Raw genomic sequence first — 25598 nt, forward strand, 5'->3', positions numbered from 1 at the left:
CCACGCCACGCTAGCCTGATCTCACCAACAACCGGTATCGCGCCAACCCGACTTCCCGGCATGGCCCGTTACCCTTATCGACCAATGTGTGGGAGCAATCTGTATGAGCAACGACTCGGCACGCCTGCTTGCAGCCAAGGTACGTCTTGATTATCAAAAACAACGTGTTGCCAGACTGGCTGCGCACAAGCCCTTGGCATTGGATGATCCACATGTTGAACATATCGTAGATCCCGCTGACGGCACGCTGCACAGGGATGCCCTCGATGCCGATTTGCCGGTCTCCATCAACGAGTGGGATAACCTGCCAGAAACAGGCTTTGGCGATATCGACGTACTGCAACTGGAAATGGCGAGGGTGGACGGCTCGGGTAATGTAGGTGATTTCCTGGAAGTGGGTATCGCCCATGAGTGCGATGCTGACACAACTTTCCCCCTAGCCGCTGAAATACCTCAAGAAGAGTACCCATCTGATGGCAAGCGACAACTTCGATACCGTATCGATAGGTACAACCACGACACACCCGAATACTCCAACGCCATCAGTCTCATTTTTGACAGAACACCGCCGTGGGGCAGAGATTTTCCTGCACAAGCAGTGTTGGCCGGCAATTTGATCACCGATGCATTCTTCACAGCAAACCCAACAGGCCTTAAAGTTACACTTCCTGCCTATGAGGGGCAGGATGCGAAAGATACCTACGCGCTTTTTTACACCTCTACGCCTCTTCAGGAAGGCCAAATACCGACGCCGATAGACAAAGGCACGCTACCTGCCAATAGAGAACTACTGATTGCCAAGGACAAGATAGAAGCACTCGGCGATGGCCTGTTCTATGTTTCCTATCTGCTGGCAGACAAAGCCACCAACCTCAGCATGATTGGGCTGCCCGTCGAGGTCGATGTAAACCTGGGTGAATTACCCCTCAACCTGCAAGATCCGGTAGTGCCACTGGCGGCAGACGGCCTGATCGACCTGGGCGATGCGCAAACGGGTGTCACCGTAGAAATACCGCAGTTCGACAATCATCTGAACACTGACAACGTTGAAGTGACATGGGGAACTAGCGAAGCAATTGTCGAACAAATTGGCTCACGCGAATTCCCCGTGTCCATTTCCATACCTGCTGACAACCTGCGCTTGGCCTATGGCGCTGCCGACGCTGTGGTAGCAACCCCGGTCAGCTATCGGATTCTGCGCCATCGAGTACCCTATGGCCCGAACAGTATCGAAGTGGATGTCGACTTCTCGGTCGCCGGCCCCGTCGACCCCGACCCTGATTGGCCAAATCCGGTTCACCCTGGTCTGCTGGCCCCCGAGGTCCAGGGTGCGGTGTCGAAAACCCCCAACGTGCTGGACCGCAGCGACGCAGGCCAACCTGCCAAGCTCACGTTCACGCTCTATGAAAATGCCAAGGATGATGAACTGGTGGAGTTTTACTGGAACGGCACACAGGTGCCCGAGGCCCAGCACACCGTCGATACCAACGCTGACCCAGAAATCGAGGTGAGCATCCCCTGGACCTATATCGAGGCGGCGGGCAATAACGCCGCACTGCCGGTGCACTACACCATTCGCAAGCCAACGGGGGCCGGCAACGAACGACGCTCGATCAGCGCCTTGGTCGATGTTGACGCCGTAACCATCGTACTCGCCCCTGCCGCGTTCGAACGGACGTCCACTAGAGGCTGGCTCAACTGCGACTCGCTTTGGGAAGACTCGCAAAATCCGGCCGGCGACCCCGCCTTCAAGGTGTCTGTCGGTCCGCTTGATAAATACCTGCCTTCAGGCGGCGTGGTGAACATGTCGTGGACCGCCTGGGGTGGCCGCAGCGGTGACAACCCGATTCCAGGCGCCGGATTGCAGGAGCCAGTCACCATCACGCCGGCCCAGGCGAAGGACGGGTTTGCCTGGGAAGTCAAACCCTACGACGACCACATCCTGCCAATCTACGACCCCACCGGCTTTGGGCAGGACGGTCGCGGTCGCGTCCAGTACAGCCTGGAATTCAACGGCGAGACCGTGCATTCGGAGCCTATCGAGACCGTCGTAAGCCTGGGTACCGGCTCAGGGACATGCCCAATCCCGCCCGCCCCCTGACAGGGTGCCGATGATGGGCTGACGGGGTTACTCGCAGCCCATCATTTGCAGGATTAGTCGACACCAACAATAGGGCTTTTCCTACAGGAATGTGTCGCCAAATCCCTAGACTTTGGTGCCCTTGGTCAGCCCCTTGGCAGCGGCCGACCCGTTTCCTAACCGGACAAACCACAGGTATCCGCATGTCAACACCTCGCCCTTCTCCCGTACGCCAGGCACTGCGCGCTGCTTCCTTGGGCCCCCTTCTATTACTGAGCCCGGACAGTTGGTCGCAAACCATCATCAAAGCCGATACAACCATCGACAACACCACCGCGCCAGACAACTTCACGGTAACCAACGCCGCCACCCTCACGGCAAACGGCGCCACAACCCGCGACATCCGCGTGGAGGCCGGTTCGAGGCTGGTGCTCGATGCTAGCCAGGTCAATGCGACAGGCGCTGCCGCAGGCATCCGGCTGACCAGTGCTGCTGCCACCCTGAACAATAGCCGCGTGAGCTCAGCGCAACAGGGTTTGGCTGTTGGTGGGGGGTCGAGCGTCGATGTGCTGGGCAGTGTCATCAGCGGCGGCGCCGCTGGTGCCGGGATCAACAACAGCCTGGTCACCCTGTCGGGCAGCCAGCTGCAAGGTACCAACGCCAACAGCGTCGGGGCCAACCTGTTCGATGGCGACCTGCAAGCCAGCGCAGGTAGCCGCATCGTCGGTGGCCAGGATGGTATCCGCTTCCGTGGCGACAGTGGCCAGCCTGCCAGAACCGGCACACTGGTACTGGATGCCAGCCATGTAGAAGGCCAGAGCGGTTCCGCTATCGCCGTCGGCACAGCAGGTCGCACGCCAGCGGCCGCCAAAATCGATGTATTGAACGGCTCTACCCTGAAGGCCGGTAACGGCATACTGGTAGAAGTCGGCGCTGTCGGCACAGCCGACATACTGGTTAGCGCCAGCGCGCTGGAAGGTGACATCGTCGTCGCAGAAGGGGGCAGCGGCAGACTGACGCTGGCCAATCAGGCCACCCTTAAAGGCCGCCTGGAAAACCTCGACCGCCTGGCCCTGAACAGCGAAGGGCAGTGGGTCATGACCGGCGACGCCCAGCTCAACGACCTGTCGATGGACGGCGGCTCGGTGCAGTTTGGCGACAATGGCGAGTTTTACACCTTGCAGGTGGCCAACCTGGAAGGCAACGGCACGTTCGTCATGAACGTCGACTTTGCCGACGGTAAAAGCGACCTGCTCGAAGTGACCGGTAACGCCACCGGTGATCATCAGATCCTGGTGACCAGCACCGGCAAAGACCCACTGGCCGATACCGAACTGCACATGGTGCATACCGCCGCCGGCGATGCGAACTTCTCGCTGGCGGGCGGGCCGGTAGACCTGGGTACCTTTGCCTATGGCCTGGTGCAACGGGGCAACGACTGGTACCTGGATGCCTCGACCCGCACGCTCAGCAACGGCACCAAAACCATCCTTGCCTTGGCCAACACCGCCCCTACTGTCTGGTATGGCGAGCTCACCACCCTGCGCAGCCGCATGGGCGAAGTACGCCGTAATGATGGCGCCGCCGGCGGCTGGGTTCGCAGCTACGGCAACCAGTACAACGCCTCTGCTTCGGGCTTTGGCTACAAACAGCGGCAACAGGGCATGTCGTTCGGTGCCGATGGCCGCCTGCCGGTTGGCGACGGCAACTGGCTGGCCGGCTTGACTGCAGGCTACAGCAACTCCGATCTCAACCTGCAAGGCGGCAGCACCGGCAAGGTAGACAGCTTCCACCTGGGCGCCTATGCCACCTGGCTCGACCCGCAGAGCGGGTACTACTTCGATGGCGTTGCCAAACTCAACCGTTACCAGAACCGCGCCGAAGTGCAACTGAGCGACGGCACCAAGACCAAGGGCGACTACAGCAACCACGGGGTTGGCCTGTCGCTCGAAGCGGGCCGGCACCTGAAGCTGGGCGATGGCTACTTTGTCGAGCCTTATGCACAGCTGGCGGCCATGACCATCAAGGGGCAGTCCTACCACCTGGACAACGGGCTGCGCGCCAGCGGCGACGACACCCACTCGCTGCAGGGCAAGCTGGGCACAACCGCCGGGCGCACGTTCGATTACGGCGAAGGGCGCATGATTCAGCCCTACCTGCGGGCTGCCGTCGCCCACGAGTTCGTCAACGGCAACCAGGTGCGGGTCAATGGCAACAGCTTCCACAACGACCTGGCCGGTACCCGCGCCGAGCTGGGCGCGGGCCTTGTCGCAGCCTGGTCGCAGCAATGGCAGGCACATGCCGAATTCGATTACGCCAACGGCGAACGACTCGAACAACCCTGGGGGGTGAGCGTGGGCGTCCGTTACAACTGGTGATTATCCCCCCTGCGGCGCCGTCCGGCGCACGCAGGGGCTCAGGGCAACACCCGGTGTTCGTTCATTTCTGGAGATCAAGCCATGCCATTGAGTACCCTGATGCGTTCACTTCTGGCCCGTTCCAAAGGGCATACAGCCCAAGCCAGCGACCTCGCCCCGCCTCGGATCGAAGCACTGCTGCCAGACGTCGAAGGTGGCGAAACCAATTTGCTGCGCTACAGCGCCACGCAGCAGGACTTGAACGTAGGGTTCGCGATGTGGGAAAACTCCAACCCCTCGCCCACCGAACCCGAAACTCTCACACTGTACTGGGACGATGACGAAGTCGATCAGAAGTCCTGGACGGCACCGGTTCCTGAAGACGACCTGCTCCTCCTTGTTCCTCAGGCCCGGCTGCTTGCAGAGGGGCAGCACACGCTGGAATACGAGGTGGAGCTTTACAACAGCAACCGTTCGCGCAGCGCTCCCATCACCATCACCATCGACAGAACGCCCCCCGAGCTACCCGCCAACAACATGCTGGTATTCGACCCCGAGGTGATCCGCGACGGTGTCACGGACGCCTACCTGGTGGAGCACGGTGAAGAGCTTGAGGCCACCGTGCCCCTTTACCTGGGCATCAGCCCGGGTGACGTACTGACCTGGTATTGGACCACTACCCCCGGCGGCACGGACCAGGCCGGCAGCTGGCCCCTGGCACGGAACGATATCGGCCAACCGCTGACAATCAGATTCCCGGGCAGGCACATCCGTGACATGGGGGACGGCACGCGCTACGCCCACTACACGGTTCAGGACCGTGCAGGCACGCCCATACAGCGCTCGCAGGCCGTCACCCTCGACGCCAAGCCCACACCTCTGCCGATAAATTTCTCCGCACCCTACCTGAAAGAAACGGGCAGCACCGGCGACAGCAGCACGCTGGACCCGGCGCGGGCCTTGACTGGCGCAACCATCGTCATTAAAGCCGACAACCGCTTCGAACCGACTGACACCGTAAGGGTGTTCTGGGGCAACCCGGGGGATCACGGTGCCTATGACGCCCCTGTCGAGGTGGTTGCCGGTGCCATTGAGTGCCCCATACCCAAGGCGAACGTTGCAGCCCGCATGGGCAGCCAACTTGTGCTGTATTTCGAAGTGACCCGCCGCAGCGTTGTTCATACCTCCCGGCCTCACGCGTTGACGGTGCAGGCGCCCCGCAACTTGCCCCACCCGCAAAGTGTTGCCATCCAGGGTGACAAGCTGAGCCTGAGCGCAATGGGTACGCAAGCCACCTTTACCCTGCCGACCGGCTGGCCCCTCAGGGATACTGGCCAGTTTGTCAGGCTGTACATCACCGGCCAGCGAAACGATGGTAGCAACCAGCCCGTCGTGGTCGCCGACGCGACCCCGGTGCCGTCGCCGACCGGCGCCATGACCGTGGGCACGGTAACCCCTGCGGCGCTGGGCGTATTCGTTATCGGCACGTGGCTTGAGGTCGAGGCCTTTCTCAGCGTGGACAGCAAAAGCAGCTGGATACCGTTCCCGCATGTGCAAGTACAACTGGTAAGGTGAAGGCAAAAAAAAACCACTCCAAATGGAGTGGTTTTTTAAATTGGAGCGGGAAACGAGACTCGAACTCGCGACCCCGACCTTGGCAAGGTCGTGCTCTACCAACTGAGCTATTCCCGCATTTTGAAACGTTACCGCTTTCGGCGTGAAGCGCCATGAAGACCTTCACCACCACTGCACCGCATAGACGCCACAGTATTTAAACTGGAGCGGGAAACGAGACTCGAACTCGCGACCCCGACCTTGGCAAGGTCGTGCTCTACCAACTGAGCTATTCCCGCAAATGGCGTCCCCTAGGGGACTCGAACCCCTGTTACCGCCGTGAAAGGGCGGTGTCCTAGGCCACTAGACGAAGGGGACACACAACACTTTTCAGTGCACCAGACTTGAACCTCACGATTCACCCTGGATTTTCTTTTCCTGCCCCGCCGTTAAGCGTTGCCGGAGAAACTGGAGCGGGAAACGAGACTCGAACTCGCGACCCCGACCTTGGCAAGGTCGTGCTCTACCAACTGAGCTATTCCCGCAATATGGCGTCCCCTAGGGGACTCGAACCCCTGTTACCGCCGTGAAAGGGCGGTGTCCTAGGCCACTAGACGAAGGGGACACGCTGCTGGCATTACTGCCTGCTTTCACTCCCTGCCGCGTTTCGCTGTGTGCTTTACGCTGCAAGTGGCGCGCATTCTATGGATGGTTCGAAGGTGCGTCAACCCCTTTGTAGAAATTTATTTAAATCAATGACTTCCGGGTGGGTTGGGGTGCAGATGCGGGCCGGGTTGTCGATATAGAGAGAAGTCATCCTGCACTGGCCTCTTCGCGGCTAAAGCCGCTCCCACAGGGACCGCGCCGCTCTCAGGCCTGTGCAGTACCTGTGGGAGCGGCTTTAGCCGCGAAAGGGCCGACACAGGCATACAGCCGCTGTTCGCCCCTTGGCAAACTCACTACACTCAAAGCTGTAATTCTTCTTCAATGAGGCATTAACGGTGACACCACTTCTGATCACCCTGCTCATCGTGGCGGGCATCGCGTTGCTGATCGTGATCGGCTACCTCAACAATGTGGTCGAGAACGGCAAGCTCGAACGCGCGCGGACCAAGATCGAGCTGGCCGACCGCCTGCGCCGCTGTGGCGAAATCACCGAGACTTTCCCCGGCCAGTTCATGACCCCGGCCCTCAAGCTGTTGCTGACCCGCCTGGAGCTGAACCTTAACCAGCGCCAGTTGGCAGTGGACAAGCACAATACCGAACTCAAGGCGCGTATCGCCGAGCTGGAGGGGCTGATCGCCCTGGGCGAAAAGATCCCGGTAAACAACCCGCCCAACCCGATCCACACCGAGGTCAAGGCCAAGGACGTGCGCTTCTTGCTGGAGGCCACGCACAACCAGGTAACCCGTGCAGCCCATGAAGGCTTCTTGCCCACGCCTGAGGCCAAGCACTGGGTCAAGGAAATCCGCCACATCCTGGTGCTGCTGCACATCGAGTTCTTCAACAACCTCGGCCAACAGGCCTTGCAGAAGAACCAGCCGGGCCAGGCACGCCTGGCATTCGAGCGTGGCGTGCAGTACCTGCGCAAGCAGCCAGAGCCGAAGGTGTATGAAGAGCAGCTGACGTATCTGGAGAAGTTGCTGGCCCGTGCCAATGCCCAGGTGCTGGACCGCATGGCACCGGCGGAGGACGAGCACAACGAATTGACCGACGGGCTCAAGACCGATGAAGAAGAGACCTGGAAGAAGAAGGTGATCTACGACTGACGCTTGAACCTGTACTGGCCTCTTCGCGGCTAAAGCCGCTCCCACAGGTACTGCATCGCCCTCAGGCCTGGTGTGATCCCTGTGGGAGCGGCTTTAGCCGCGAAGAGGCCAGCACAGGCGATGCAACACTTAGCAGTCAGTCAGCTCCAGGAAGATAGCCGCCAACCGCTCCAGCCCCACTTGGTCCGCCTCGCTGAAACGCCCAACCTTGGGGCTGTCCAGGTCCAGCACGCCAATCAGCCTGCCCTCCTTCACCAGCGGGATCACCAGCTCGCTGTTGGACGCACTGTCACAGGCAATGTGCCCCGGGAACGCATGCACGTCCTCCACCCGCTGGGTCTGCCGCGTTGCCGCCGCTGCACCGCACACGCCCCTGCTGAACGGAATGCGTACGCACGCCACCTGGCCCTGGAACGGGCCCAGCACCAGTTCTTCGTCGCGGTTAAGGTAGAACCCGGCCCAGTTCAGGTCGTCCACCTGGTTATACAAAAACGCCGAAAACTGCGCGGCATTGGCGATGAAATCACGCTCGTCGGCAAACAGCGCCTGCACTTGCGCCGCCAGCAGGTTGTAGCCGTTCAGGCCTGCGCCACTGGCATTGAGGTCGATCATTTACTTTTGCTCCAGCAATTGCAGCCCGACCCAGTAGCGGGCGAACTGATAGGCACAACGGCCATTACGGTTGCCGCGGCCGGTGGCCCAGCGCACGGCGAGGATGTCGAGTTCTTCACAGCGCTGCCAGGCAAGCCCGGCAGGTTGTGCCAGCTGCCCGATCCAGTGCTCGACAACATTCAGGAAGTGGTCCTGGGTAAACGGGTAGAACGACAGCCACAGGCCAAAGCGGTCAGACAGGGCAATCTTGTCTTCCACCGCTTCGCTGGGGTGCAGCTCGCCGTCCACGCGCTTCCAGTTTTCGTTGTCGCTCTCCTTCTCGGGCACCAGGTGGCGGCGGTTGGAGGTGGCGTACAGCAGCACGTTGTCCGGCGCCTGCTCCAGCGAGCCATCGAGCACGCTCTTGAGCACCCGGTAGTCGCCCTCCCCGGCCTCGAACGACAGGTCGTCGCAGAACAGGATGAAGCGTTGTGGCAGCTTTTGCAGTTGCTCGACCACCCGTGGCAGGTCGGCCAGGTGGTCGCGTTCGATTTCGATCAGGCGCAGGCCGGCGCCGGCGTGTTCGGCCAGCAAGGCGCGCACCAGCGACGACTTGCCGGTACCGCGCGAGCCCCACAGCAGCGCATGGTTGGCTGGCAGGCCATTGATGAACTGGTGGGTGTTGCGGCCCAGCTGGTCGCGCTGTTTGTCGACGCCGATCAGGTCGGTCAGGCGGATGTCCAGGCTGACTTCCAGCGGCAGCAGGTAGCCGCTGCGGCCATCGCGCTGCCAGCGCGCGGCCAGGGTGGTGCCCCAGTCGATGTTCGGGCGTTGTGCGGGCAACAAGGGTTCGAGGCGCGCCAGTACCGATTCGGCGCGGTCCAGAAAAGCAATCAAGCGAGCGTCCATGACGACTCCTAACAATTCAGATTCGAGGCTGCTGTGCTGGCCTCTTCGCGGCTAAAGCCGCTCCCACAGGGACCGCACCAGGCCAGAGAACGGCGCAGTACCTGTGGGAGCGGCTTTAGCCGCGAAGAGGCCGGCACAGCCAGTTGAGCAATCAAGGCTGAATGTGTGACAGGCCCACCAGTAGCCGGGGTTGATCGGCTATGCTTGCGCAGCGCAAGGAACGTGAAAACCGGCTCGGGACTCATGGATATAAAGTTCACCAATCGCCTGTCATACAAGCAAGCCCGGTTGACAGTCCTGGTCGGCTTCATCCTGGGAACATTGCTCAGTCTCATCCAGATCGGCATCGATTATGCCAGCGAAGACGCGTCCATCAACCGTGAAGTGACCGCCTTGCTGCAAATCAGCCACAACCCAGCCTCGCGCATCGCCTACAACATCGACTCGGAACTGGCGCTGGAGCTCACCCGCGGCCTGCTGCAGTCGCCGGCCATCATCCGCGCACGGCTGATCGACAACAACGAAACCGTGCTGGCCGACGTCGAGCGGCCCAGGCTGCAAGACCGCTACCGGCCCCTGAGTGACTTTCTGTTCGGCGAGCAGCGCCAGTTCAAGGCACGCCTGTACCTGACCCACATGCCAGAGGAAAACCTGGGCACGCTGTACCTGGACGTCGACACCTTTGCCTTCGGCAGCCGCTTTCTCGACCGTGCCGGCATCACCCTGCTCAACGGGTTTGCCCGCAGCCTGGTGCTGACCGGCCTCCTGCTGGCGCTGTTCTACATGATGCTGACCAAACCGCTGGTCAAGGTGATCGGCGCGCTCAGCGGCAGCGACCCGCGCAAACCCCGGCAAACCCGCCTGGACTGCCCACACGGCCACGAACACGACGAAATTGGCGTGCTGGTGAAGGTCGCCAACCAGCAGTTCGTCAGCATGGCCACCGAGATCGAGCAGCGGCGCACCGCAGAAAACCGCCTTACCCAGTACCTGAACGAACTTGAAGACATCGTCTCGGCCCGCACCACCGAGCTGAAGGCCAGCAACAGCAGCCTGAGCCTGTCCAACCAGGAACTGGAACAAGCGCGCCGCCGCGCGCTGGACATGGCCCAGGCGCGTGCTGCCTTCCTGGCCAACATGAGCCACGAAATCCGCACCCCGCTCAACGGCATGCTCGGCATGATCGCCCTGGCGCTGGACAGCCCGCTGCCCAGCGAGCAGCGCCAGCAGCTGGCGATAGCCCACGACTCGGGCAAGGTGCTGGTGGAGTTGCTGAACGATATCCTCGACCTGTCCAAGTTCGATGCCGGCCAGCTGGAGCTCGAACGCATCCCGTTCGACATGGGCTCGATGGTGGAAGACACCGCCAACCTGCTGTCGCAGAACACCGCGCAGAGCGTGGAACTGACCTGCCTGATTGCCCGTGACTTCCCCAGCAGTGTGCTCGGTGACCCCACGCGGGTGCGGCAGATCGTCAGCAACCTGCTGTCCAACGCGCTGAAGTTCACCCGCTTCGGCCGCGTCGATGTACGCCTGGTGACAATCGTCGGCGGTGTGCGCCTGGAGGTGCGCGACACTGGCATCGGCATCCCTGACGAAGCCCAGGCGCGGATCTTCCAGCCGTTCACCCAAGCCGGCGCCGGCATCACCCGCCAGTACGGCGGCACCGGCCTGGGCCTGGCGCTGACGCGCAACCTGTGCAAGGCCATGCAAGGCCATTTGCACATTCGCTCCGAAGCGGGCTTTGGCAGTTGCTTCAGCGCCGAACTGCCGCTGGCCGTGCACACCGAAGCCATTGCACCGTTGCCTCTGCACGGGCGGGTCGCAGCCCTGAGCGCTGCAAGCAGCGGGCTCAACGAACTGTTACAAGGCCTGCTGCCCGCCTGGGGCCTGACCTACCAACGGCATGACAGCAGCGCGACGCTGGCCGACACGGCGATGGACCTGCTGATTACCGACGATGTCGACCGCCTGTTCGAACTGCGCCAAACGCTGAAAACGCCCATCTTGCTGGTGACCGCCTACGGCAACTTCCTGCCCAGCGAGCAGTCGGCCGCCCTGGCCCCGCTCCATCAACTGGCCCGGCCGCTGGCGCGCAACGCCCTGTACCAGACCCTGCGTCGCACCCTGCAAGGCTTCGACCCCGAACACCCGCTGGCCAGCCCCGCCATCACCCTGGAGGCAGGCCGTGCGCGGATCTTGCTGGTAGAAGACAACCCGGTGAACCAGTTGGTGGCCAAGGGCATGCTGGCCAAGCTCGGCTGCCAGGTGCAACTGGCCACCCAAGGCGCCGAGGCACTGGAGTTGCTGGAGCAGGATAACTTCGACCTGGTGCTGATGGACTGCAACATGCCGGTGATGGATGGCTACGAAGCCAGCCGGCGCATCCGCCAGAGTGGCCGCTGGCCCGACCTGCCAATCGTCGCGCTCACCGCCAACGCCATGCCCGAGGAGCGCGAACGCTGCCGGGCAGCGGGCATGAACGATTACCTGGCCAAGCCGTTCCGCCGCGAAGAGCTACTGGCGCTGGTCGAGCACTGGGTGCCGCTCAACGGCTGAGCAGGCGCTCGATGTCTGCTTCCAGGGCCTGTGGCTTGGTAGTGGGGGCATAACGCGTCACCTGGCCGCTGGCCGGGTCGACCAGGAACTTGGTGAAGTTCCACTTGATCTTCTGGCTGCCCAGAATGCCCGGTGCACGCTGCTTGAGCTCGACGAACAGCGGGTGGGCGCCCGGGCCGTTGACTTCGACCTTGCGAAACAGCGGGAAGCTCACGCCGAAGTTGCGCTCGCAAAACTGCGCAATGTCCCGCGCATCGCCTGGCTCCTGCTTGCCGAACTGGTTGCAGGGAAAGCCCAGCACCACCAGGCCACGCTCATGGTAGGCCTGCCACAGCTGCTCCAGGCCTTTGTACTGCGGGGTAAAGCCGCACTGGCTGGCGGTATTGACCACCAGCAACGCCTTGCCCGGGAAATCGCCAAGCTTCTTGTGCTCGCCGCCCAGGGTCACGCAGGGGATGTCCAGCATCGATCCAGCCATGTTCGGGCTCCGGTCAGTCGCGCGGGCGCAAGTCGATGCACACCGAGTTGATACAGTAGCGCAAGCCAGTGGGCGGCGGGCCATCGGGGAACACGTGGCCCAGGTGCGCGTCGCAGCGCGCGCAGGTAACCTCGGTGCGGATCATGCCGTGGGAGGTATCACGGATCTCGATCATCGCGCTGTCTTCGATCGGCGCGTAGAAGCTTGGCCAGCCGCAGCCGGAGTCAAACTTGGTCTGCGCATCGAACAGTTTCGCGCTGCAGCAGATGCAGTGGTAGATACCATCGCGGCGCTCGCTGTTGTATTTGCCGCTGAACGGCCGCTCAGTGCCTTTGAGGCGGCATACCTGGTACTGCTCGGGGTCGAGCATCGACCGCCATTGTTCCAGGGTTTTCTCGATCTTTTGCATGTGGAAACCTCGGCAGGCTGAATTTCACCGCGCACTGTCTTTTCCGGGGCGCGGGTGGCACGTATATTAGTTGGCTTCGTGTGCCAGGCGTTCAGTCTGGCACCCGCTTCCTGCCGTTTCAAACCTTTCGGCGGGGCGTAGCGCGTTTTCTCATATCGGGATCCCATCATGCAGTTCAGCAAATCGAACAAGCTCGCCAATGTCTGCTACGACATTCGCGGCCCAGTGCTCAAGCACGCCAAGCGCCTGGAAGAGGAAGGCCACCGCATCCTCAAGCTGAACATCGGCAACCCGGCGCCGTTTGGCTTCGAGGCGCCTGATGAAATCCTCCAGGATGTGATCCGCAACCTGCCTACCGCACAGGGCTACAGCGACTCCAAAGGCCTGTTCAGCGCACGCAAGGCGGTGATGCAGTACTGCCAGCAAAAGGAAATCGAAGGCGTCACCATCGAGGACATCTACCTCGGTAACGGCGTGTCCGAGCTGATCGTCATGTCGATGCAGGCGCTGCTGAACAACGGCGACGAAGTGCTGATCCCGGCCCCCGACTACCCGCTGTGGACGGCCGCCGTGAGCCTGGCCGGCGGCAAGCCGGTGCACTACCTGTGCGACGAGCAGGCCGACTGGTTCCCCGACCTTGAAGACATCAAGGCCAAGATCACGCCCAACACCAAGGCGCTGGTGATCATCAACCCGAACAACCCGACCGGCGCGGTGTACTCCAGGGAACTGCTGCTGGGCATGCTGGAACTGGCCCGCCAGCACAACCTGGTGGTGTTCTCCGACGAAATCTACGACAAGATCCTGTACGACGAAGCCGTGCACATCAGCACCGCCTCGCTGGCGCCAGACCTGCTGTGCCTGACCTTCAACGGCCTGTCCAAGTCGTACCGGGTGGCGGGTTTCCGTTCCGGCTGGCTGATCATTTCCGGGCCCAAGCACCACGCGCAAAGCTACATCGAAGGCATCGACATGCTGGCCAACATGCGCCTGTGCGCCAACGTGCCGGCCCAGCATGCCATCCAGACCGCACTGGGCGGCTACCAGAGCATCAACGACCTGGTGCTGCCGCCAGGCCGCCTGCTGGAGCAGCGCAACCGCACCTACGAGCTGCTCAACGAAATCCCGGGGGTCAGCTGCGTGAAGCCGATGGGTGCGCTGTATGCGTTCCCGCGCATCGACCCGAAGGTGTGCCCGATTCTCAACGACGAGAAGTTCGCGCTTGACCTGCTGCTGTCGGAAAAACTGCTGATCGTACAAGGTACGGCGTTCAACTGGCCGTGGCCGGACCACTTCCGCGTGGTGACCTTGCCGCGGGTGGATGACCTGGAAGCGGCGATTGGCCGGATCGGCAATTTCCTGCGCACTTATTCGCAGTAAATGATGGCCTCTTCGCAGCGCAAGGCTGCCCCTACAGGTGTACGCGTTCTCCTGTAGGAGCAGCCTTGCGCTGCGAATGGGCTGCAAAGCAGCCCCATGCAATCTCACAGGGTGTTTCTTACATCCTGCAACGCTCTATCCCACTGCCCCCGCGCCATCCTCTGCCATACTCCGCCGTACACAGTTTGAAATAGTCGCACGATTGAATCGACGCGACAGGCCCCTTATATACCCCGCAGTAAGCGACAATTCATCCGTCAGGAGAACGTAACAACCATGATGCGCATTCTGTTGTTTGTGGCCACCAACCTCGCGGTGGTGCTGGTTGCAAGCATTACCCTGAGCCTGTTCGGTTTCAACGGGTTCATGGCCGCCAACGGGGTCGACCTGAACCTCAGCAGCCTGCTGGTGTTCTGCGCCGTGTTCGGCTTTGCCGGCTCCCTCGTCTCGCTGTTCATCTCCAAGTGGATGGCGAAGATGACCACCGGCACCCAGATCATCAGCCAGCCGCGCACCCGCCACGAGCAGTGGCTGCTGCAAACGGTCGAAGAGCTGTCCCGTGAAGCAGGCATCAAAATGCCCGAGGTGGGCATCTTCCCGGCGTACGAGGCCAACGCCTTCGCCACCGGCTGGAACCGCAACGACGCGCTGGTAGCCGTGTCCCAGGGCTTGCTGGAGCGTTTCTCGCCCGATGAAGTGCGGGCAGTGCTGGCCCACGAGATCGGCCACGTGGCCAACGGCGACATGGTCACCCTGGCGCTGGTGCAGGGCGTGGTGAACACCTTCGTGATGTTCTTCGCACGCATCATCGGCAACTTCGTCGACAAGGTCATCTTCAAGAACGAAGAGGGCCAGGGCATTGCCTACTACGTGGCGACCATCGTTGCCGAGCTGATCCTGGGCATCCTGGCCAGCATGATCGTGATGTGGTTCTCGCGCCGCCGCGAATTCCGCGCCGACGAAGCCGGTGCGCAACTGGCCGGTACCTCGGCCATGATCGGCGCCCTGCAACGTCTGCGCGTGGAGCAAGGCCTGCCGGTGCACATGCCCGACACCATGAAGGCCTTTGGCATCAATGGCGGCCTCAAGCACGGCCTGGCCGGGCTGCTGATGAGCCACCCGCCACTGGAAGACCGTATCGAGGCCCTGCGCCGCCGCGGTTGATCCATTGGGTCATGCAAAAAAAGGGCGACTACGGTCGCCCTTTTTCGTATTACCGACCAAGCCGGTACACCCGCTCCAACAGACTGGAAACCCCGGCCTGCACAAACTTGGGGCTATCCTGAATCATCTCCACAGCCTCCAGTTCATTCAGCTGCCACCCTGCAAACCCCTGCCGCACCTCCGCATCCCCGACTGAAAACGGCGGCCCGGCCAGCAGTGACTGGTCATAATCCAGGGTCACCACCAAACCCTGGCAATTCGCCGGCAGCAAAGCCGTCAGCACCTGCATGTACATCGCGCGCATCTGCGCTGGCAGTGCAATCAACGCCGCCCGGTCATACAGCCCCACGCAGTCGCCGATATCCTGCGCACGCAACGCAAAGAAATCACCACACCACAGCTCCACGTCACCACTGCGCCAAACCTCGAAGTCCCGGCGTTGCTGCACCTCGGCTTCAAGCCCGTGCTCGCGGAAGAAATCTTCCACTGCCCGCCGCGACAGCTCCACACCCAACACGCGGTACCCCTGCCCGGCCAGCCAGGCCAGGTCCAGGCTCTTGCCGCACAGCGGCACCAGCACGCGGCTGCCAGGCGCCAGGCCCAGTGCCGGCCAGTGCGCCTGCAAGTATGAATTGACCTGCCCTTGGTGAAAGCCGATCTGGTTGTCGGCCCACCGCTTGTGCCAGAACGCTGGCTCCATGGTTGCTCCTTGTTTATCGAGTAAACCGATAGAAATCGCGTAAAACTTGCGATGGTTATCGATCAGTTTCTGATCGAAGATGGGTGCATCTTAACCTTCAGGACCTTGCCATGCTGCCCAGCCTGTTCATCTCCCATGGTTCCCCCATGCTCGCCCTGCACCCCGGTGCCAGCGGGCCGGCCTTGGGCGGGCTGGCCAACAGCCTGCCACGCCCCAAGGCAATCGTGGTGGTGTCGGCGCACTGGGAAAGCCGTGAACTGCTGGTGACCAGCAGTGCGCAGCCAGAAACCTGGCACGACTTCTACGGTTTTCCACCGGCCTTGTACGCGGTGCAGTACCCAGCGGCGGGTGAGCCCACCCTGGCAGGCCAAATCAGCGAGTTGCTGAAGGCTGCGGGGCTGCCAGCCCGGCTGGACGCTCAGCGACCGTTCGATCATGGCGCCTGGGTACCGCTGTCGCTGATGTACCCGGACGCGAGCATTGCGGTGGTGCAGGTTTCCCTGCCCAGCCACATGGGGCCTGGGTTGCAGGTGAAGGTGGGCCAGGCGCTGGCAAGCTTGCGCGACGAGGGCATCTTGCTGGTGGGTTCGGGCAGCATCACCCATAACCTGGGGGAACTGGACTGGCACGCAGGGCCGGATGTGATCGAGCCGTGGGCGCTGGCGTTCAGGGATTGGGTGGTGGAGCGGCTACAGGCTGATGACCAGGCGGCATTGCTGGATTACCGGCGGCAGGCGCCGTTTGCGGTGCGTAACCACCCCAGTGATGAGCATTTGCTGCCGTTGTTCTTTGCCCTGGGGGCTGGGGGCAAGTTTGGGGTGGTGCATCAGGGGTTTACCCTGGGGGCGCTGGGGATGGACATCTATCGGTTCGACTGAAGGGCCTCTTCGCGGGCTTGCCCGCTCCCACAGGTACTCCACAGGTTTCAATACGTGTGCAGGACCTGTGGGAGCGGGCAAGCCCGCGAAAGGGCCGGTACAGGCAAAAAAAATCCCCGACCTGAGCCGGGGATTTTTTTAGTGCGCCAGGATCAATCCTCGCGGTAGCGACGCAGCTTCAGCTGCTTGCCAGCCACGCGGGTGTCCTTGAGCTTGGACAGCAGCTTCTCGAGGCCATCTTCCGGCAGCTCGACCAGGCTGAAGCTGTCGCGCACCTGGATGCGGCCGATGGCGTCACGCGCCAGGCCACCCTCGTTGAGGATCGCGCCCAGCAGGTTCTTGGCAGCGATACCGTCACGGGCACCCAGGGCAGTACGGCAACGTACACGGCCTTCGGCCAGCGGCAGCGGCGCACGGCGCTCGCGGTCACCACGGTCAGGACGCTCGCCACGGTCAGGGCGCTCACTGCGCTCGCCACGCGGGGCACCAACGCCCGGCACCAGCGGCTGCTCACGCTCTACCGCAGCCAGGTCCAGCGCCTGGCCATTGGTGGCTTTGCGCAGCAAGGCCGAAGCCAGCGCACGTGCGCTGCAACCCAGGTCGGTGGTCAGGCGGTCGAACAGTTCGCCGTGGGTGGCTTCTGCTTCGGCTACCAGCGGCGCCAGGCTCGAGGTCAGCTTCTTGATGCGGGCATCCAGCACGGCCTGGGCATTCGGCAGGCGGGCTTCGGCAACTTTCTGCCCGGTCACACGCTCGATCACTTGCAGCATGCGGCGCTCACGCGGGGTGACCAGCAGCAGCGCACGGCCTTCGCGACCGGCACGGCCAGTACGGCCGATACGGTGCACGTAGGACTCCGGGTCGTACGGCATGTCAACGTTGAACACGTGAGTGATGCGCGGTACGTCCAGACCACGGGCAGCGACGTCGGTGGCGACGACGATGTCCAGGCGGCCATCCTTGAGCGAGTCGATTACGCGCTCACGCTGGTTCTGGGCGATGTCGCCGTTCAGCGCGGCAGCCTTGTAGCCTTTGGCTTCCAGCGCGGCGGCCAGGTCCAAGGTGGCTTGCTTGGTACGCACGAAGGCGATCAGCGCGTCGAACTCTTCCACTTCCAACAGACGCAGCACAGCCGGGATCTTCTGGTCGGCGTGGACCATCAGGTGGGCCTGGTCGATCGCGGTTACGGTCTGGGTCTTGGTCTGGATCTTGACGTGCTTGGGCTCGCGCAGGTGGCGCTCGGCGATCGAACGGATCGACGACGGCAGGGTAGCCGAGAACAATACGGTCTGACGGGTAGCCGGGATTGCGTCGAAGATCACTTCGAGGTCATCCATGAAGCCCAGCTTCAGCATCTCGTCGGCTTCGTCCAGTACCAGGTACTGCACGGTGGACAAGACTTTTTCGTCACGACGCAGGTGGTCGCACAGACGGCCTGGGGTGGCCACGACGATTTGCGCGCCGTTGCGGATTGCGCGCAGCTGTGGGCCCATCGGGGCGCCACCGTATACGGCAACCACGTTCACGCCCGGCATCTGCTTGGCGTAGGTTTCGAAAGCGGTAGCAACTTGCAGCGCCAACTCACGGGTTGGCGCCAGGATCAGGGCTTGCGGTTCGCGCTTGCTCACATCGATCTTGTTGAGGATCGGCAGGGCGAAGGCAGCGGTCTTGCCGGTGCCAGTCTGCGCCTGGCCGATCATGTCGTGACCGGCGAGGATGATCGGGATCGATTGTTGCTGAATGGCGGACGGCTCTTCGTAGCCGGTAGCCACAACAGCAGCAACAATGTTCGGATTAAGATCGAGAGCGGCGAAGCCGCCGGTTTCCTGGGTCATGGGTCTGCCTCTAGGTGCATCCGCAAAGACCCATGCTCCAAAGCTGCACATGCCTTGAAAGACCGTCAGGTCACCCAGGCAGCTTTGGCGGCGGGGATTTGCGAAAACGATTGAAAAAGAAAACGTGGGAAGGTCCGCCTAGCGGACGCGCAGCCGAAGCTGGACTCGGAGGATTTGCACCACCTGATTTTGAGGTCCGCTAAAAGACCGGCGCGTACTATACCCGAAATAAGGGGTGGCGTGAGGAATTTTTTCAGGGTGCAAAGCCATTACCGAGCCATCAATCAATCCACGCTGAATCGATAATTCCCTGAAGCCTCACCCGATCTGTGTGGGAGCGGCCTTGCGCCGCGAAAGGGCCGCAGAGCGGCCCCAGCAACGTATGCGGCGAAGCTGAAATTTGTGGGGGCGCTTCGCACCCCATTCGCGGCACAAGGCCGCTCCTACAGGGACCGTGCCAGCCTGTCAGGTAGCTGGCCGAATCTGCTTGATCAACGCTTCCAGGCTATAACCCAGCTGCGGCGCCAGCGCCTCGGCCCGGGCCCGCAGCCCCTCCAGGTCCAGCGTCTGCTCAAGGTCAGCAGGCACCAGCAAGATCACATTGCCCTCCTTCACCGGCAGCTCCCAGTAATGCCGGTGGTACAACCCGCGCAGCAACGCTGCGCCCAGCGGCCTGCCGTCGTCGGTGGCCCACTGATTGATCACCAGCCAGCCGCCCGGGTTCAGCTGCTGCTGGCAGTTTTCCAGAAAATTCCACGCCAGGTGCCCCACGCCCGGCCCGTGGTCGGTGTACAGGTCGACAAACAACAGGTCGGCCTTTTCGGCCGTGGGCAGCAACTCGATGGCATCGCCGATGCGCACGTACAACCGAGGGTCGTCATCCAGGCCCAGGTGTTCCATGGCCAGGCGCGGTACGTCCGGGCGCAGCTCGATGGCCTCGATGTCTTCAAGCGGCAGAAACTTCATGCAAGCCTGGGTCAGCGTGCCGGCACCCAGGCCAAGAAACAGCGCGCTCTCCGGCTGTTCATGGCACAGCGCCCCCACCAGCATGGCGCGGGTGTAGTCGTATTCCAGCCAGCTGGGGTCGGCCGTGAACACGCAGCTTTGCTCGATGGCATCGCCAAATTCCAGAAAGCGGTAGTCGTCTACTTCATACACGCTGATGACGCCAAAAGCGTCCTCTACCCGTGCCAGTAGCCGCTCTTCCCGTTCCGCCGTCATGCTCACCACCTACCCGCACAAAACGCGCATTGTCCGTCAACACCCTTGATGCAACAAGCGCAGCGCCAACTGTTACCATGGCCTATAGCCTACAACCTACAAGACCGAGCCCGAGATGAACCGACCGTGGAGCCCTGACAGCTGGCGCGCCCTGCCGATCCAGCAGCAACCGAACTACCCTGATGCCGCGCACCTGCTGAAGGTTGAACAAACCCTCGCCAGCTACCCGCCGCTGGTGTTCGCGGGCGAGGCACGCGAGCTGCGCAGGCAATTTGCCGAGGTTACCGAAGGCCGCGCCTTCCTGCTGCAAGGGGGCGACTGCGCCGAGAGCTTCGCCGAGTTCTCGGCGGCAAAAATCCGCGACACCTTCAAGGTGCTGCTGCAGATGGCCATTGTCATGACCTTTGCTGCAGGTTGCCCGGTGGTCAAGGTCGGGCGCATGGCCGGGCAGTTTGCCAAGCCACGCTCCTCGGGCGATGAAACCATCGGCGACATCACCCTGCCCGCCTACCGCGGCGACATCGTCAACGGCATCGGCTTTGACGCCAAAAGCCGCATCCCCGACCCGGAACGCCTGCTGCAGGCTTACCACCAGGCCACCGCCAGCCTCAACCTGCTGCGCGCCTTTGCCCAGGGCGGGTTTGCCGACCTGCATCAGGTGCACAAGTGGAACCTGGATTTCATCGCCAACTCGGCGCTGGCCGACAAGTACCACCAACTGGCCAACCGCATCGACGAAACCCTGGCATTTATGCGTGCCTGCGGCCTGGACAGCGCGCCGCAACTTCGCGAAACCAGCTTTTTCACTGCCCACGAAGCGCTGCTGCTGAACTACGAAGAAGCCTTCGTGCGCCAGGACAGCCTGACCGGCGACTACTACGACTGCTCGGCGCACATGCTGTGGATTGGCGACCGCACCCGCCAACTCGACGGCGCCCACGTGGAGTTTTTGCGCGGCGTGCACAACCCGATCGGGGTCAAGGTCGGCCCCAGCATGAACCCCGAAGAGCTGATCCGCCTGATCGACACGCTGAACCCGGCCAACGACCCCGGGCGCCTGAACCTGATCGTGCGCATGGGCGCAAGCAAGGTGGGCGACCACCTGCCGGGGCTTATCCGCACCGTCGAGCGCGAGGGGCGCAAGGTGCTGTGGAGCTCCGACCCGATGCACGGCAACACCATCAAGGCCAGCAGCGGCTACAAGACCCGCGACTTTGCGCAGATTCTGGATGAGGTGAAGCAGTTCTTCCAGGTGCACCAGGCCGAGGGCAGCCATGCTGGCGGCATTCATATCGAGATGACCGGGCAGAATGTCACCGAATGCATCGGCGGCGCCCGGCCGATCACCGAAGATGCGTTGTCTGACCGGTATCACACCCATTGTGACCCGCGGATGAATGCCGATCAGTCGCTGGAGCTGGCGTTTTTGATTGCAGAGACGTTGAAGCAGGTACGGCGGTGAGGCTGGGGCGCATGCCTTGAGAAGCCAGGCGCCCCGGCCCACACTCATTTTCTCAGCGGGTCATCCCAGAAATGCCGCTCGGCCTCTTGCTGGATATCCGCCCGGCTCAACCCCAGGTCGTGCAAGGTTGCATCACTGAGGCTGGCCAGCTCCTGGCGCTGGCGGTACAGCTGCAGCCAGCGCGCCGGGCGCTGCAGGGCCGCATGCCACAGGTGGCTCAGGGACAAGGCGGGTTGCTGGATGGTGCTGACATGACCTTTCATCGTGAAGCCCTCCGTGTTGGATGGCCTCAGTCTCGCGCCGGGCTTAAGATCAATCCAACGAATGTTTCTGATGCCGTGCATCTCGGAGATTGATGCAATGTCCCAGTACCAGAGCCTGGATCCGGACGTGCTGCGCACCTTCGTCGCCATTGCCGAGCAAGGCGGTTTCACCCGCGCTGGCGAAGTGGTCAACCGCACCCAGTCGGCGGTGAGCATGCAAATGAAACGCCTTGAAGAAGACATCCTGCAGCGCCAGCTGTTCGAGCGCGACGGCCGCCAGGTACGCCTGACCGCCGAGGGCCAGGTGCTGCTGGGCTATGCCCGGCGCATCCTCAAGCTGCATGGGGAGGTGTTCAACACCCTGCGCATGCCGCACATGGTCGGGCTGGTGCGCATTGGCACGCCCGACGACTATGCCATGCGCTTTCTGCCGACCATTTTGTCGAGCTTTGCCCAGGCCTACCCGCTGGTGCAGGTGGAGGTGCATTGCGACTCGTCCAAGCAACTGATGCTGCGCCAGGACCTGGACCTGACCATCGTCACCCGCGAGCCAGGCAACGAGGTTGGCCAACTGCTGCGCCAGGAGCGCTTGGTATGGGCCGCCGCCGAAGGCTTTTGCCCGCAGGAACAGCGGCCAATGCCCGTGGCACTGTTCAATACCGACTGCTTCTGCCGGGCCTGGACCTGCAATGCGCTGGAAGCACAGGGTATCGACTACCGCATTGCCTATACCAGCCCCAGCCTGGCGGCGATCTTTGCCATTGTCACGGCAGGGTTGGCCGTGACCGCGCAGCTGCAAAGCCTGATTACCGGGAACATCCGCATACTGGGTGAACAGGACGGCCTGCCGCAGTTGCCGGTGGCCAATGTGATGTTGGTGCGCAGTACGCAGAACCCCTCGCCGATTACCGACTGTATGGCCGATTACATCATTGAAGGGTTCAAGTAACTGGGGCCTGTGGGAGCGGGCTTGTCCCGCGAATGGGCCGCAACGCGGCCCCACAATCTCACAGTTCAAACCCCAGCATCACCGCACACACCACCAAAAACACACAGAACATCGCCCGTAACACCTTCTCCGGCAGCGCATGGGCCAGCTTCACCCCCCAACTGATGCTGAGCAAGCCACCCACTGCCAACGGAACCCCCACCCCCCAGTCGACACTGTGGTGCACCCCATAGGTCACCAACGTCACCAAGGTACTCGGCGCGGCCAGCGCCAGCGACAGCCCCTGCGCCACCACCTGGGTGGTACCGAACACACTGGTCAGGATCGGCGTGGCCACCACCGCCCCGCCCACGCCGAACAAGCCGCCCATGGTGCCGGCAAAGCTGCCCAACACGCCCAGCCATGGCCAGGCATAACGCAGCTCGGCACTGGGCGGCGACACCTTCATGAACATACGCGCCACGTTCCACACCGCCAGGGCCACCAGAAAGCCGACAAAGCCCAGGCGCATGGAGTGCGCATCCAGCCCCACTGCCCAGATCGACCCCAGCCAGGCGAACAGGAAGCTGCACGCCGACAGCGGCAAGGCATGGCGCAGCTCGATGCGGTTGCGCTGGTGATAGCGCCATAACGCCAGCAGCACGTTCGGCACCACCATCACCAGCGCCGTGCCCTGCGCCAACTGCTGGTCCAGACCAAACAGCACACCCAGCGCGGGAATCGCGATCAGCCCGCCACCAATACCGAACAAGCCCCCCATGGTGCCCAGTGCAGCGCCCAGCGCGATATACAACAACCACTCGATCATCAGGGCCTCTTCCGCCTGTACAGATAATGCGAGCATGCTAACGACTGTGTGCTGGCAGGGAAACGCACAGCAGCGCACAATGGCTGTGCGTTTTTCGCAAAAGCAAGGCAGCCATGAGCCCCGATACCCTCACCGACCAGTTGAGCCTGTTCCTCGATGTGCTGGAGACCGGCAGTTTTTCCGCCGCCGCCCGGCGCCACCCGCTGACCCCGTCCGCTGTGGCCCGGCGCATCGACAACCTGGAAAACGCCGTGGGCAGCCGCCTGTTCACGCGCAGCACCCACGCGGTGCGCGCCACACCCGCCGGCAATGCCTTTGCCGAGCGGGCCAGGCGCATCATTGAGGAGCTGCGCCTGGCCCGGGCCGAGGCGGTATCGCTGAGCAACGCCCCTGAAGGCCTGATCCGCATCGACGCCCCCGCCGCGTTCGGCCGTCGCCACCTGGCCCCGGCCATCGCCGATTTCCTGGTGGCCTACCCAGGCCTGGACGTGCAACTGCGCCTGATCGACAGCTTCGTCGACCTGCATGGCAGCCACCTGGGCGAGGTCGACCTGGTGCTGCGCGCCGGCCCCTTGGCCGATACCCGGCTGGTGGCCACGCCGCTGGCCTACATGGTGCGCATCGCCTGCGCCAGCCCCGCCTACCTGGCCAACCGCGGCATGCCCACCTGCCCCAGCGAACTGCCCGGGCACGACGGCCTGGACTGGGACGGCCTGGCACCACCGTTCGCCTGGCGCTTCAACGTGGCCGGGCAAACGCGCCTGTACCGCCCTGCGCGCATGCGCATGGCCGCCAACAATGCCGAAACCCTGCTGTGCGGCGCCCTCGCCGGCTTGGGTGTGGCACACCTGCCCACCTGGCTGATCAGCGAGTACCTGCTGCGTGGCGAGTTGATGCCGCTGTTTTGCGACGGCGGCCTGCCGGAAGCCGAGACCAGCGGCATTTACGCACTACGCCTGGAACATGAAACGAACTCTCGCAGCCGTTTGCTGCTCGAATTCCTCAAGAGCCGCTTCAGCCCGATTCCACCCTGGGACCTGGCCTTGCGCAGTGAACTGCGCGAGTAATGCGCGCACTAAAAACAAGCGTGCCAGAATTCCCCACTGATCAATTTCAAGGACCTGCATGAACGCCGACACCCAAGCCTCTTGTGACGAGCTGCTGCTGGACAACCAGGTCTGCTTCGCCCTGCACTCCACCTCGTTGCTGATGACCAAAGTCTACAAACCGCTGCTGCAAGCCTTGGGCCTGACCTACCCGCAGTACCTGGCCATGCTGGTGCTGTGGGAGCGTGACGACCTGACCGTGGGCGAAATCAGCCAGCACCTGCTGACCGACCCAGGCTCACTGACGCCACTGCTCAAGCGCCTGGAAAGCGAAGGCCTGCTGCAGCGCAACCGTAGCCGGGAAGACGAACGGGTAGTGATGGTGCAACTGACCGATAAGGGCCGCGCCCTGCAACAGCAGGCCAAAGAGGTGCCGCAGTGCATCCTCAAGGCCAGCGGGCGCAGCCTGGAGCAGTTGCAGCAGCTGCAGGCCGACCTGCTGAACCTGCGCGAGAACCTGCAGAAAAACCTCTGACAGCTATGCTGTGCAATGGCCGTTCGGATGGACGGTGATTATTTATCTTGCGCGCAAACTATTTGCGCGCTAATTTACATCCCACACCAACCCGCGCCCTCCTTCAACCGGGAGCGCACAGCACATTAGCGAGGCTCAAAATGCAAAAGGTCACTCCGCTGTACATCGCAGAAGCTACCTCCACCGGTGGGCGCGACGGCAAATCCAGGTCCAGCGACGGCAAGCTGGAAGTCAAGCTGAGCACCCCCAAGGAACTGGGCGGCGCTGGCGGTGACGGCACCAACCCCGAGCAGCTGTTCGCTGCCGGTTACTCGGCGTGCTTCATCGGCGCCCTGAAGTTTGTGGCCGGGCAAGAGAAAAAAGCCCTGCCGGCAGAGGCCTCGATCACCGCCAAGGTGGGCATCGGCCAGATCCCGGGCGGTTTTGGCCTGGACATCGACCTGCACATCAACCTGCCGGGCCTGGCCCAGGCCGATGCCGAAGGGCTGGTGGAGAAAGCGCACCAGGTGTGTCCTTACTCCAATGCCACCCGCGGTAATGTGGATGTGCGCCTGCACGTAACCGTCTAAAGGCTTGCACACCCCTTGTAGGAGCGGCCGCGCGGGACTGGGATATCGGTAGTGTGGCTACTGATTCCAGGCACAAAAAAAC

General features: G+C 62.4%; 21 protein-coding genes, 5 tRNA genes and 1 pseudogene. 13 read left to right on the forward strand and 14 right to left on the reverse strand.

What is annotated here, in order from left to right; genetic code table 11:
• Window positions 1–103: 103 nt before the first annotated feature.
• The 3 genes from N805_RS15150 to N805_RS15160 all read left to right on the forward strand — a co-directional run bounded on the left by N805_RS15150 (window position 104) and on the right by N805_RS15160 (window position 6012).
• Window positions 104–2101, forward strand: coding sequence for a hypothetical protein (locus N805_RS15150; RefSeq protein WP_033692017.1), 1998 nt, complete (start codon window positions 104–106; stop codon window positions 2099–2101).
• 182 nt (window positions 2102–2283) lie between these two features.
• Window positions 2284–4458, forward strand: coding sequence for an autotransporter outer membrane beta-barrel domain-containing protein (locus tag N805_RS15155; RefSeq protein ID WP_046811332.1), 2175 nt, complete (start codon window positions 2284–2286; stop codon window positions 4456–4458).
• Between the two features lie 99 nt (window positions 4459–4557).
• Complete coding sequence (locus N805_RS15160) at window positions 4558–6012, forward strand: hypothetical protein (protein WP_230685684.1); 1455 nt, start codon at window positions 4558–4560, stop codon at window positions 6010–6012.
• A 41-nt stretch (window positions 6013–6053) separates the two neighbouring features.
• On the opposite strand, the gene N805_RS15165 is transcribed toward N805_RS15160, so the two are convergent.
• The 5 genes from N805_RS15165 to N805_RS15185 form a co-directional block, all read right to left on the reverse strand.
• Window positions 6054–6129: transfer RNA gene (locus N805_RS15165), tRNA-Gly, on the reverse strand.
• Between the two features lie 85 nt (window positions 6130–6214).
• A tRNA-Gly gene (locus N805_RS15170) sits at window positions 6215–6290 on the reverse strand.
• Window positions 6291–6293: 3 nt separating this feature from the next.
• Window positions 6294–6369: transfer RNA gene (locus tag N805_RS15175), tRNA-Glu, on the reverse strand.
• A 91-nt stretch (window positions 6370–6460) separates the two neighbouring features.
• Window positions 6461–6536 (reverse strand) — tRNA-Gly (locus N805_RS15180).
• A 4-nt stretch (window positions 6537–6540) separates the two neighbouring features.
• A tRNA-Glu gene (locus tag N805_RS15185) sits at window positions 6541–6616 on the reverse strand.
• A 376-nt stretch (window positions 6617–6992) separates the two neighbouring features.
• Here N805_RS15185 and N805_RS15190 point away from each other — a divergent pair.
• A complete protein-coding gene (locus tag N805_RS15190) occupies window positions 6993–7760 on the forward strand; it encodes a hypothetical protein (RefSeq protein ID WP_019470659.1) in 768 nt (255 codons plus the stop codon).
• A gap of 129 nt (window positions 7761–7889) precedes the next feature.
• On the opposite strand, the gene N805_RS15195 is transcribed toward N805_RS15190, so the two are convergent.
• Together N805_RS15195 and N805_RS15200 are read right to left on the reverse strand one after the other, a co-directional pair.
• Window positions 7890–8372: a GAF domain-containing protein gene (locus N805_RS15195; RefSeq protein ID WP_019473778.1), complete on the reverse strand. Its 483-nt coding sequence runs from the start codon at window positions 8370–8372 to the stop codon at window positions 7890–7892.
• A complete protein-coding gene (locus N805_RS15200) occupies window positions 8373–9260 on the reverse strand; it encodes an ATP-binding protein (protein ID WP_019473777.1) in 888 nt (295 codons plus the stop codon). It lies immediately after the preceding gene.
• A gap of 200 nt (window positions 9261–9460) precedes the next feature.
• Here N805_RS15200 and N805_RS15205 point away from each other — a divergent pair.
• Window positions 9461–11819, forward strand: a pseudogene (locus N805_RS15205) (response regulator).
• Here N805_RS15205 and N805_RS15210 read toward each other — a convergent pair.
• Together N805_RS15210 and msrB are read right to left on the reverse strand one after the other, a co-directional pair.
• The gene (locus N805_RS15210) at window positions 11809–12297 is read right to left on the reverse strand and encodes a glutathione peroxidase (RefSeq protein ID WP_016500927.1); all 489 of its coding nucleotides are present in this window, start codon (window positions 12295–12297) and stop codon (window positions 11809–11811) included. The pseudogene N805_RS15205 and the gene N805_RS15210 sit on opposite strands and share 11 nt — an antisense overlap.
• A gap of 13 nt (window positions 12298–12310) precedes the next feature.
• On the reverse strand, window positions 12311–12706 hold the full coding sequence (msrB, locus tag N805_RS15215; protein ID WP_019472410.1) for a peptide-methionine (R)-S-oxide reductase MsrB: 396 nt from the start codon (window positions 12704–12706) through the stop codon (window positions 12311–12313).
• 168 nt (window positions 12707–12874) lie between these two features.
• Here msrB and N805_RS15220 point away from each other — a divergent pair, with 168 nt between their 5' ends.
• Window positions 12875–14086 (forward strand): pyridoxal phosphate-dependent aminotransferase, encoded by a 1212-nt coding sequence (locus tag N805_RS15220; RefSeq protein ID WP_019472411.1) that lies wholly within the window; start codon window positions 12875–12877, stop codon window positions 14084–14086.
• A 276-nt stretch (window positions 14087–14362) separates the two neighbouring features.
• Window positions 14363–15250: a protease HtpX gene (htpX, locus tag N805_RS15225; protein ID WP_019472412.1), complete on the forward strand. Its 888-nt coding sequence runs from the start codon at window positions 14363–14365 to the stop codon at window positions 15248–15250.
• A gap of 49 nt (window positions 15251–15299) precedes the next feature.
• Here the strand turns inward: htpX and N805_RS15230 are convergent, their stop codons facing one another.
• Entirely contained in the window at window positions 15300–15950 is a 651-nt protein-coding gene (locus N805_RS15230; RefSeq protein ID WP_019472413.1) for a thiopurine S-methyltransferase, read from the reverse strand.
• A gap of 110 nt (window positions 15951–16060) precedes the next feature.
• Between N805_RS15230 and N805_RS15235 the strand changes: the two genes are divergently transcribed.
• The gene (locus N805_RS15235) at window positions 16061–16828 is read left to right on the forward strand and encodes a DODA-type extradiol aromatic ring-opening family dioxygenase (RefSeq protein ID WP_019472414.1); all 768 of its coding nucleotides are present in this window, start codon (window positions 16061–16063) and stop codon (window positions 16826–16828) included.
• A 152-nt stretch (window positions 16829–16980) separates the two neighbouring features.
• Here N805_RS15235 and N805_RS15240 read toward each other — a convergent pair whose 3' ends face one another.
• Both N805_RS15240 and N805_RS15245 read right to left on the reverse strand, forming a co-directional pair.
• Entirely contained in the window at window positions 16981–18663 is a 1683-nt protein-coding gene (locus N805_RS15240) for a DEAD/DEAH box helicase (protein ID WP_016500932.1), read from the reverse strand.
• Window positions 18664–19128: 465 nt separating this feature from the next.
• Complete coding sequence (locus N805_RS15245; protein ID WP_019473415.1) at window positions 19129–19884, reverse strand: spermidine synthase; 756 nt, start codon at window positions 19882–19884, stop codon at window positions 19129–19131.
• Window positions 19885–19999: 115 nt separating this feature from the next.
• On the opposite strand from N805_RS15245, the gene N805_RS15250 reads away from it, so the two are divergent.
• A complete protein-coding gene (locus N805_RS15250) occupies window positions 20000–21346 on the forward strand; it encodes a class II 3-deoxy-7-phosphoheptulonate synthase (RefSeq protein WP_019473416.1) in 1347 nt (448 codons plus the stop codon).
• A 44-nt stretch (window positions 21347–21390) separates the two neighbouring features.
• Here N805_RS15250 and N805_RS15255 read toward each other — a convergent pair whose 3' ends face one another.
• Window positions 21391–21609 carry a DUF1127 domain-containing protein gene (locus N805_RS15255; RefSeq protein ID WP_019473417.1) on the reverse strand — a complete coding sequence of 73 codons (219 nt, stop codon included), beginning with the start codon at window positions 21607–21609 and terminating at the stop codon, window positions 21391–21393.
• 97 nt (window positions 21610–21706) lie between these two features.
• Here N805_RS15255 and N805_RS15260 point away from each other — a divergent pair, with 97 nt between their 5' ends.
• Window positions 21707–22558: a LysR substrate-binding domain-containing protein gene (locus N805_RS15260; protein ID WP_046811375.1), complete on the forward strand. Its 852-nt coding sequence runs from the start codon at window positions 21707–21709 to the stop codon at window positions 22556–22558.
• A 58-nt stretch (window positions 22559–22616) separates the two neighbouring features.
• Here N805_RS15260 and N805_RS15265 read toward each other — a convergent pair whose 3' ends face one another.
• Window positions 22617–23366, reverse strand: coding sequence for a sulfite exporter TauE/SafE family protein (locus tag N805_RS15265; protein WP_033692725.1), 750 nt, complete (start codon window positions 23364–23366; stop codon window positions 22617–22619).
• A 113-nt stretch (window positions 23367–23479) separates the two neighbouring features.
• Between N805_RS15265 and N805_RS15270 the strand changes: the two genes are divergently transcribed.
• The 3 genes from N805_RS15270 to N805_RS15280 all read left to right on the forward strand — a co-directional run bounded on the left by N805_RS15270 (window position 23480) and on the right by N805_RS15280 (window position 25516).
• Window positions 23480–24433, forward strand: a complete 954-nt coding sequence (locus N805_RS15270; protein ID WP_019473420.1) for a LysR family transcriptional regulator — start codon at window positions 23480–23482, stop codon at window positions 24431–24433.
• A 58-nt stretch (window positions 24434–24491) separates the two neighbouring features.
• Complete coding sequence (locus N805_RS15275) at window positions 24492–24947, forward strand: MarR family winged helix-turn-helix transcriptional regulator (RefSeq protein WP_019473421.1); 456 nt, start codon at window positions 24492–24494, stop codon at window positions 24945–24947.
• Between the two features lie 140 nt (window positions 24948–25087).
• A complete protein-coding gene (locus tag N805_RS15280) occupies window positions 25088–25516 on the forward strand; it encodes an organic hydroperoxide resistance protein (protein ID WP_019473422.1) in 429 nt (142 codons plus the stop codon).
• Window positions 25517–25598: the final 82 nt, after the last annotated feature.

This window comes from Pseudomonas putida S13.1.2, from assembly GCF_000498395.2.
Lineage (GTDB): Bacteria > Pseudomonadota > Gammaproteobacteria > Pseudomonadales > Pseudomonadaceae > Aquipseudomonas > Aquipseudomonas putida_Q.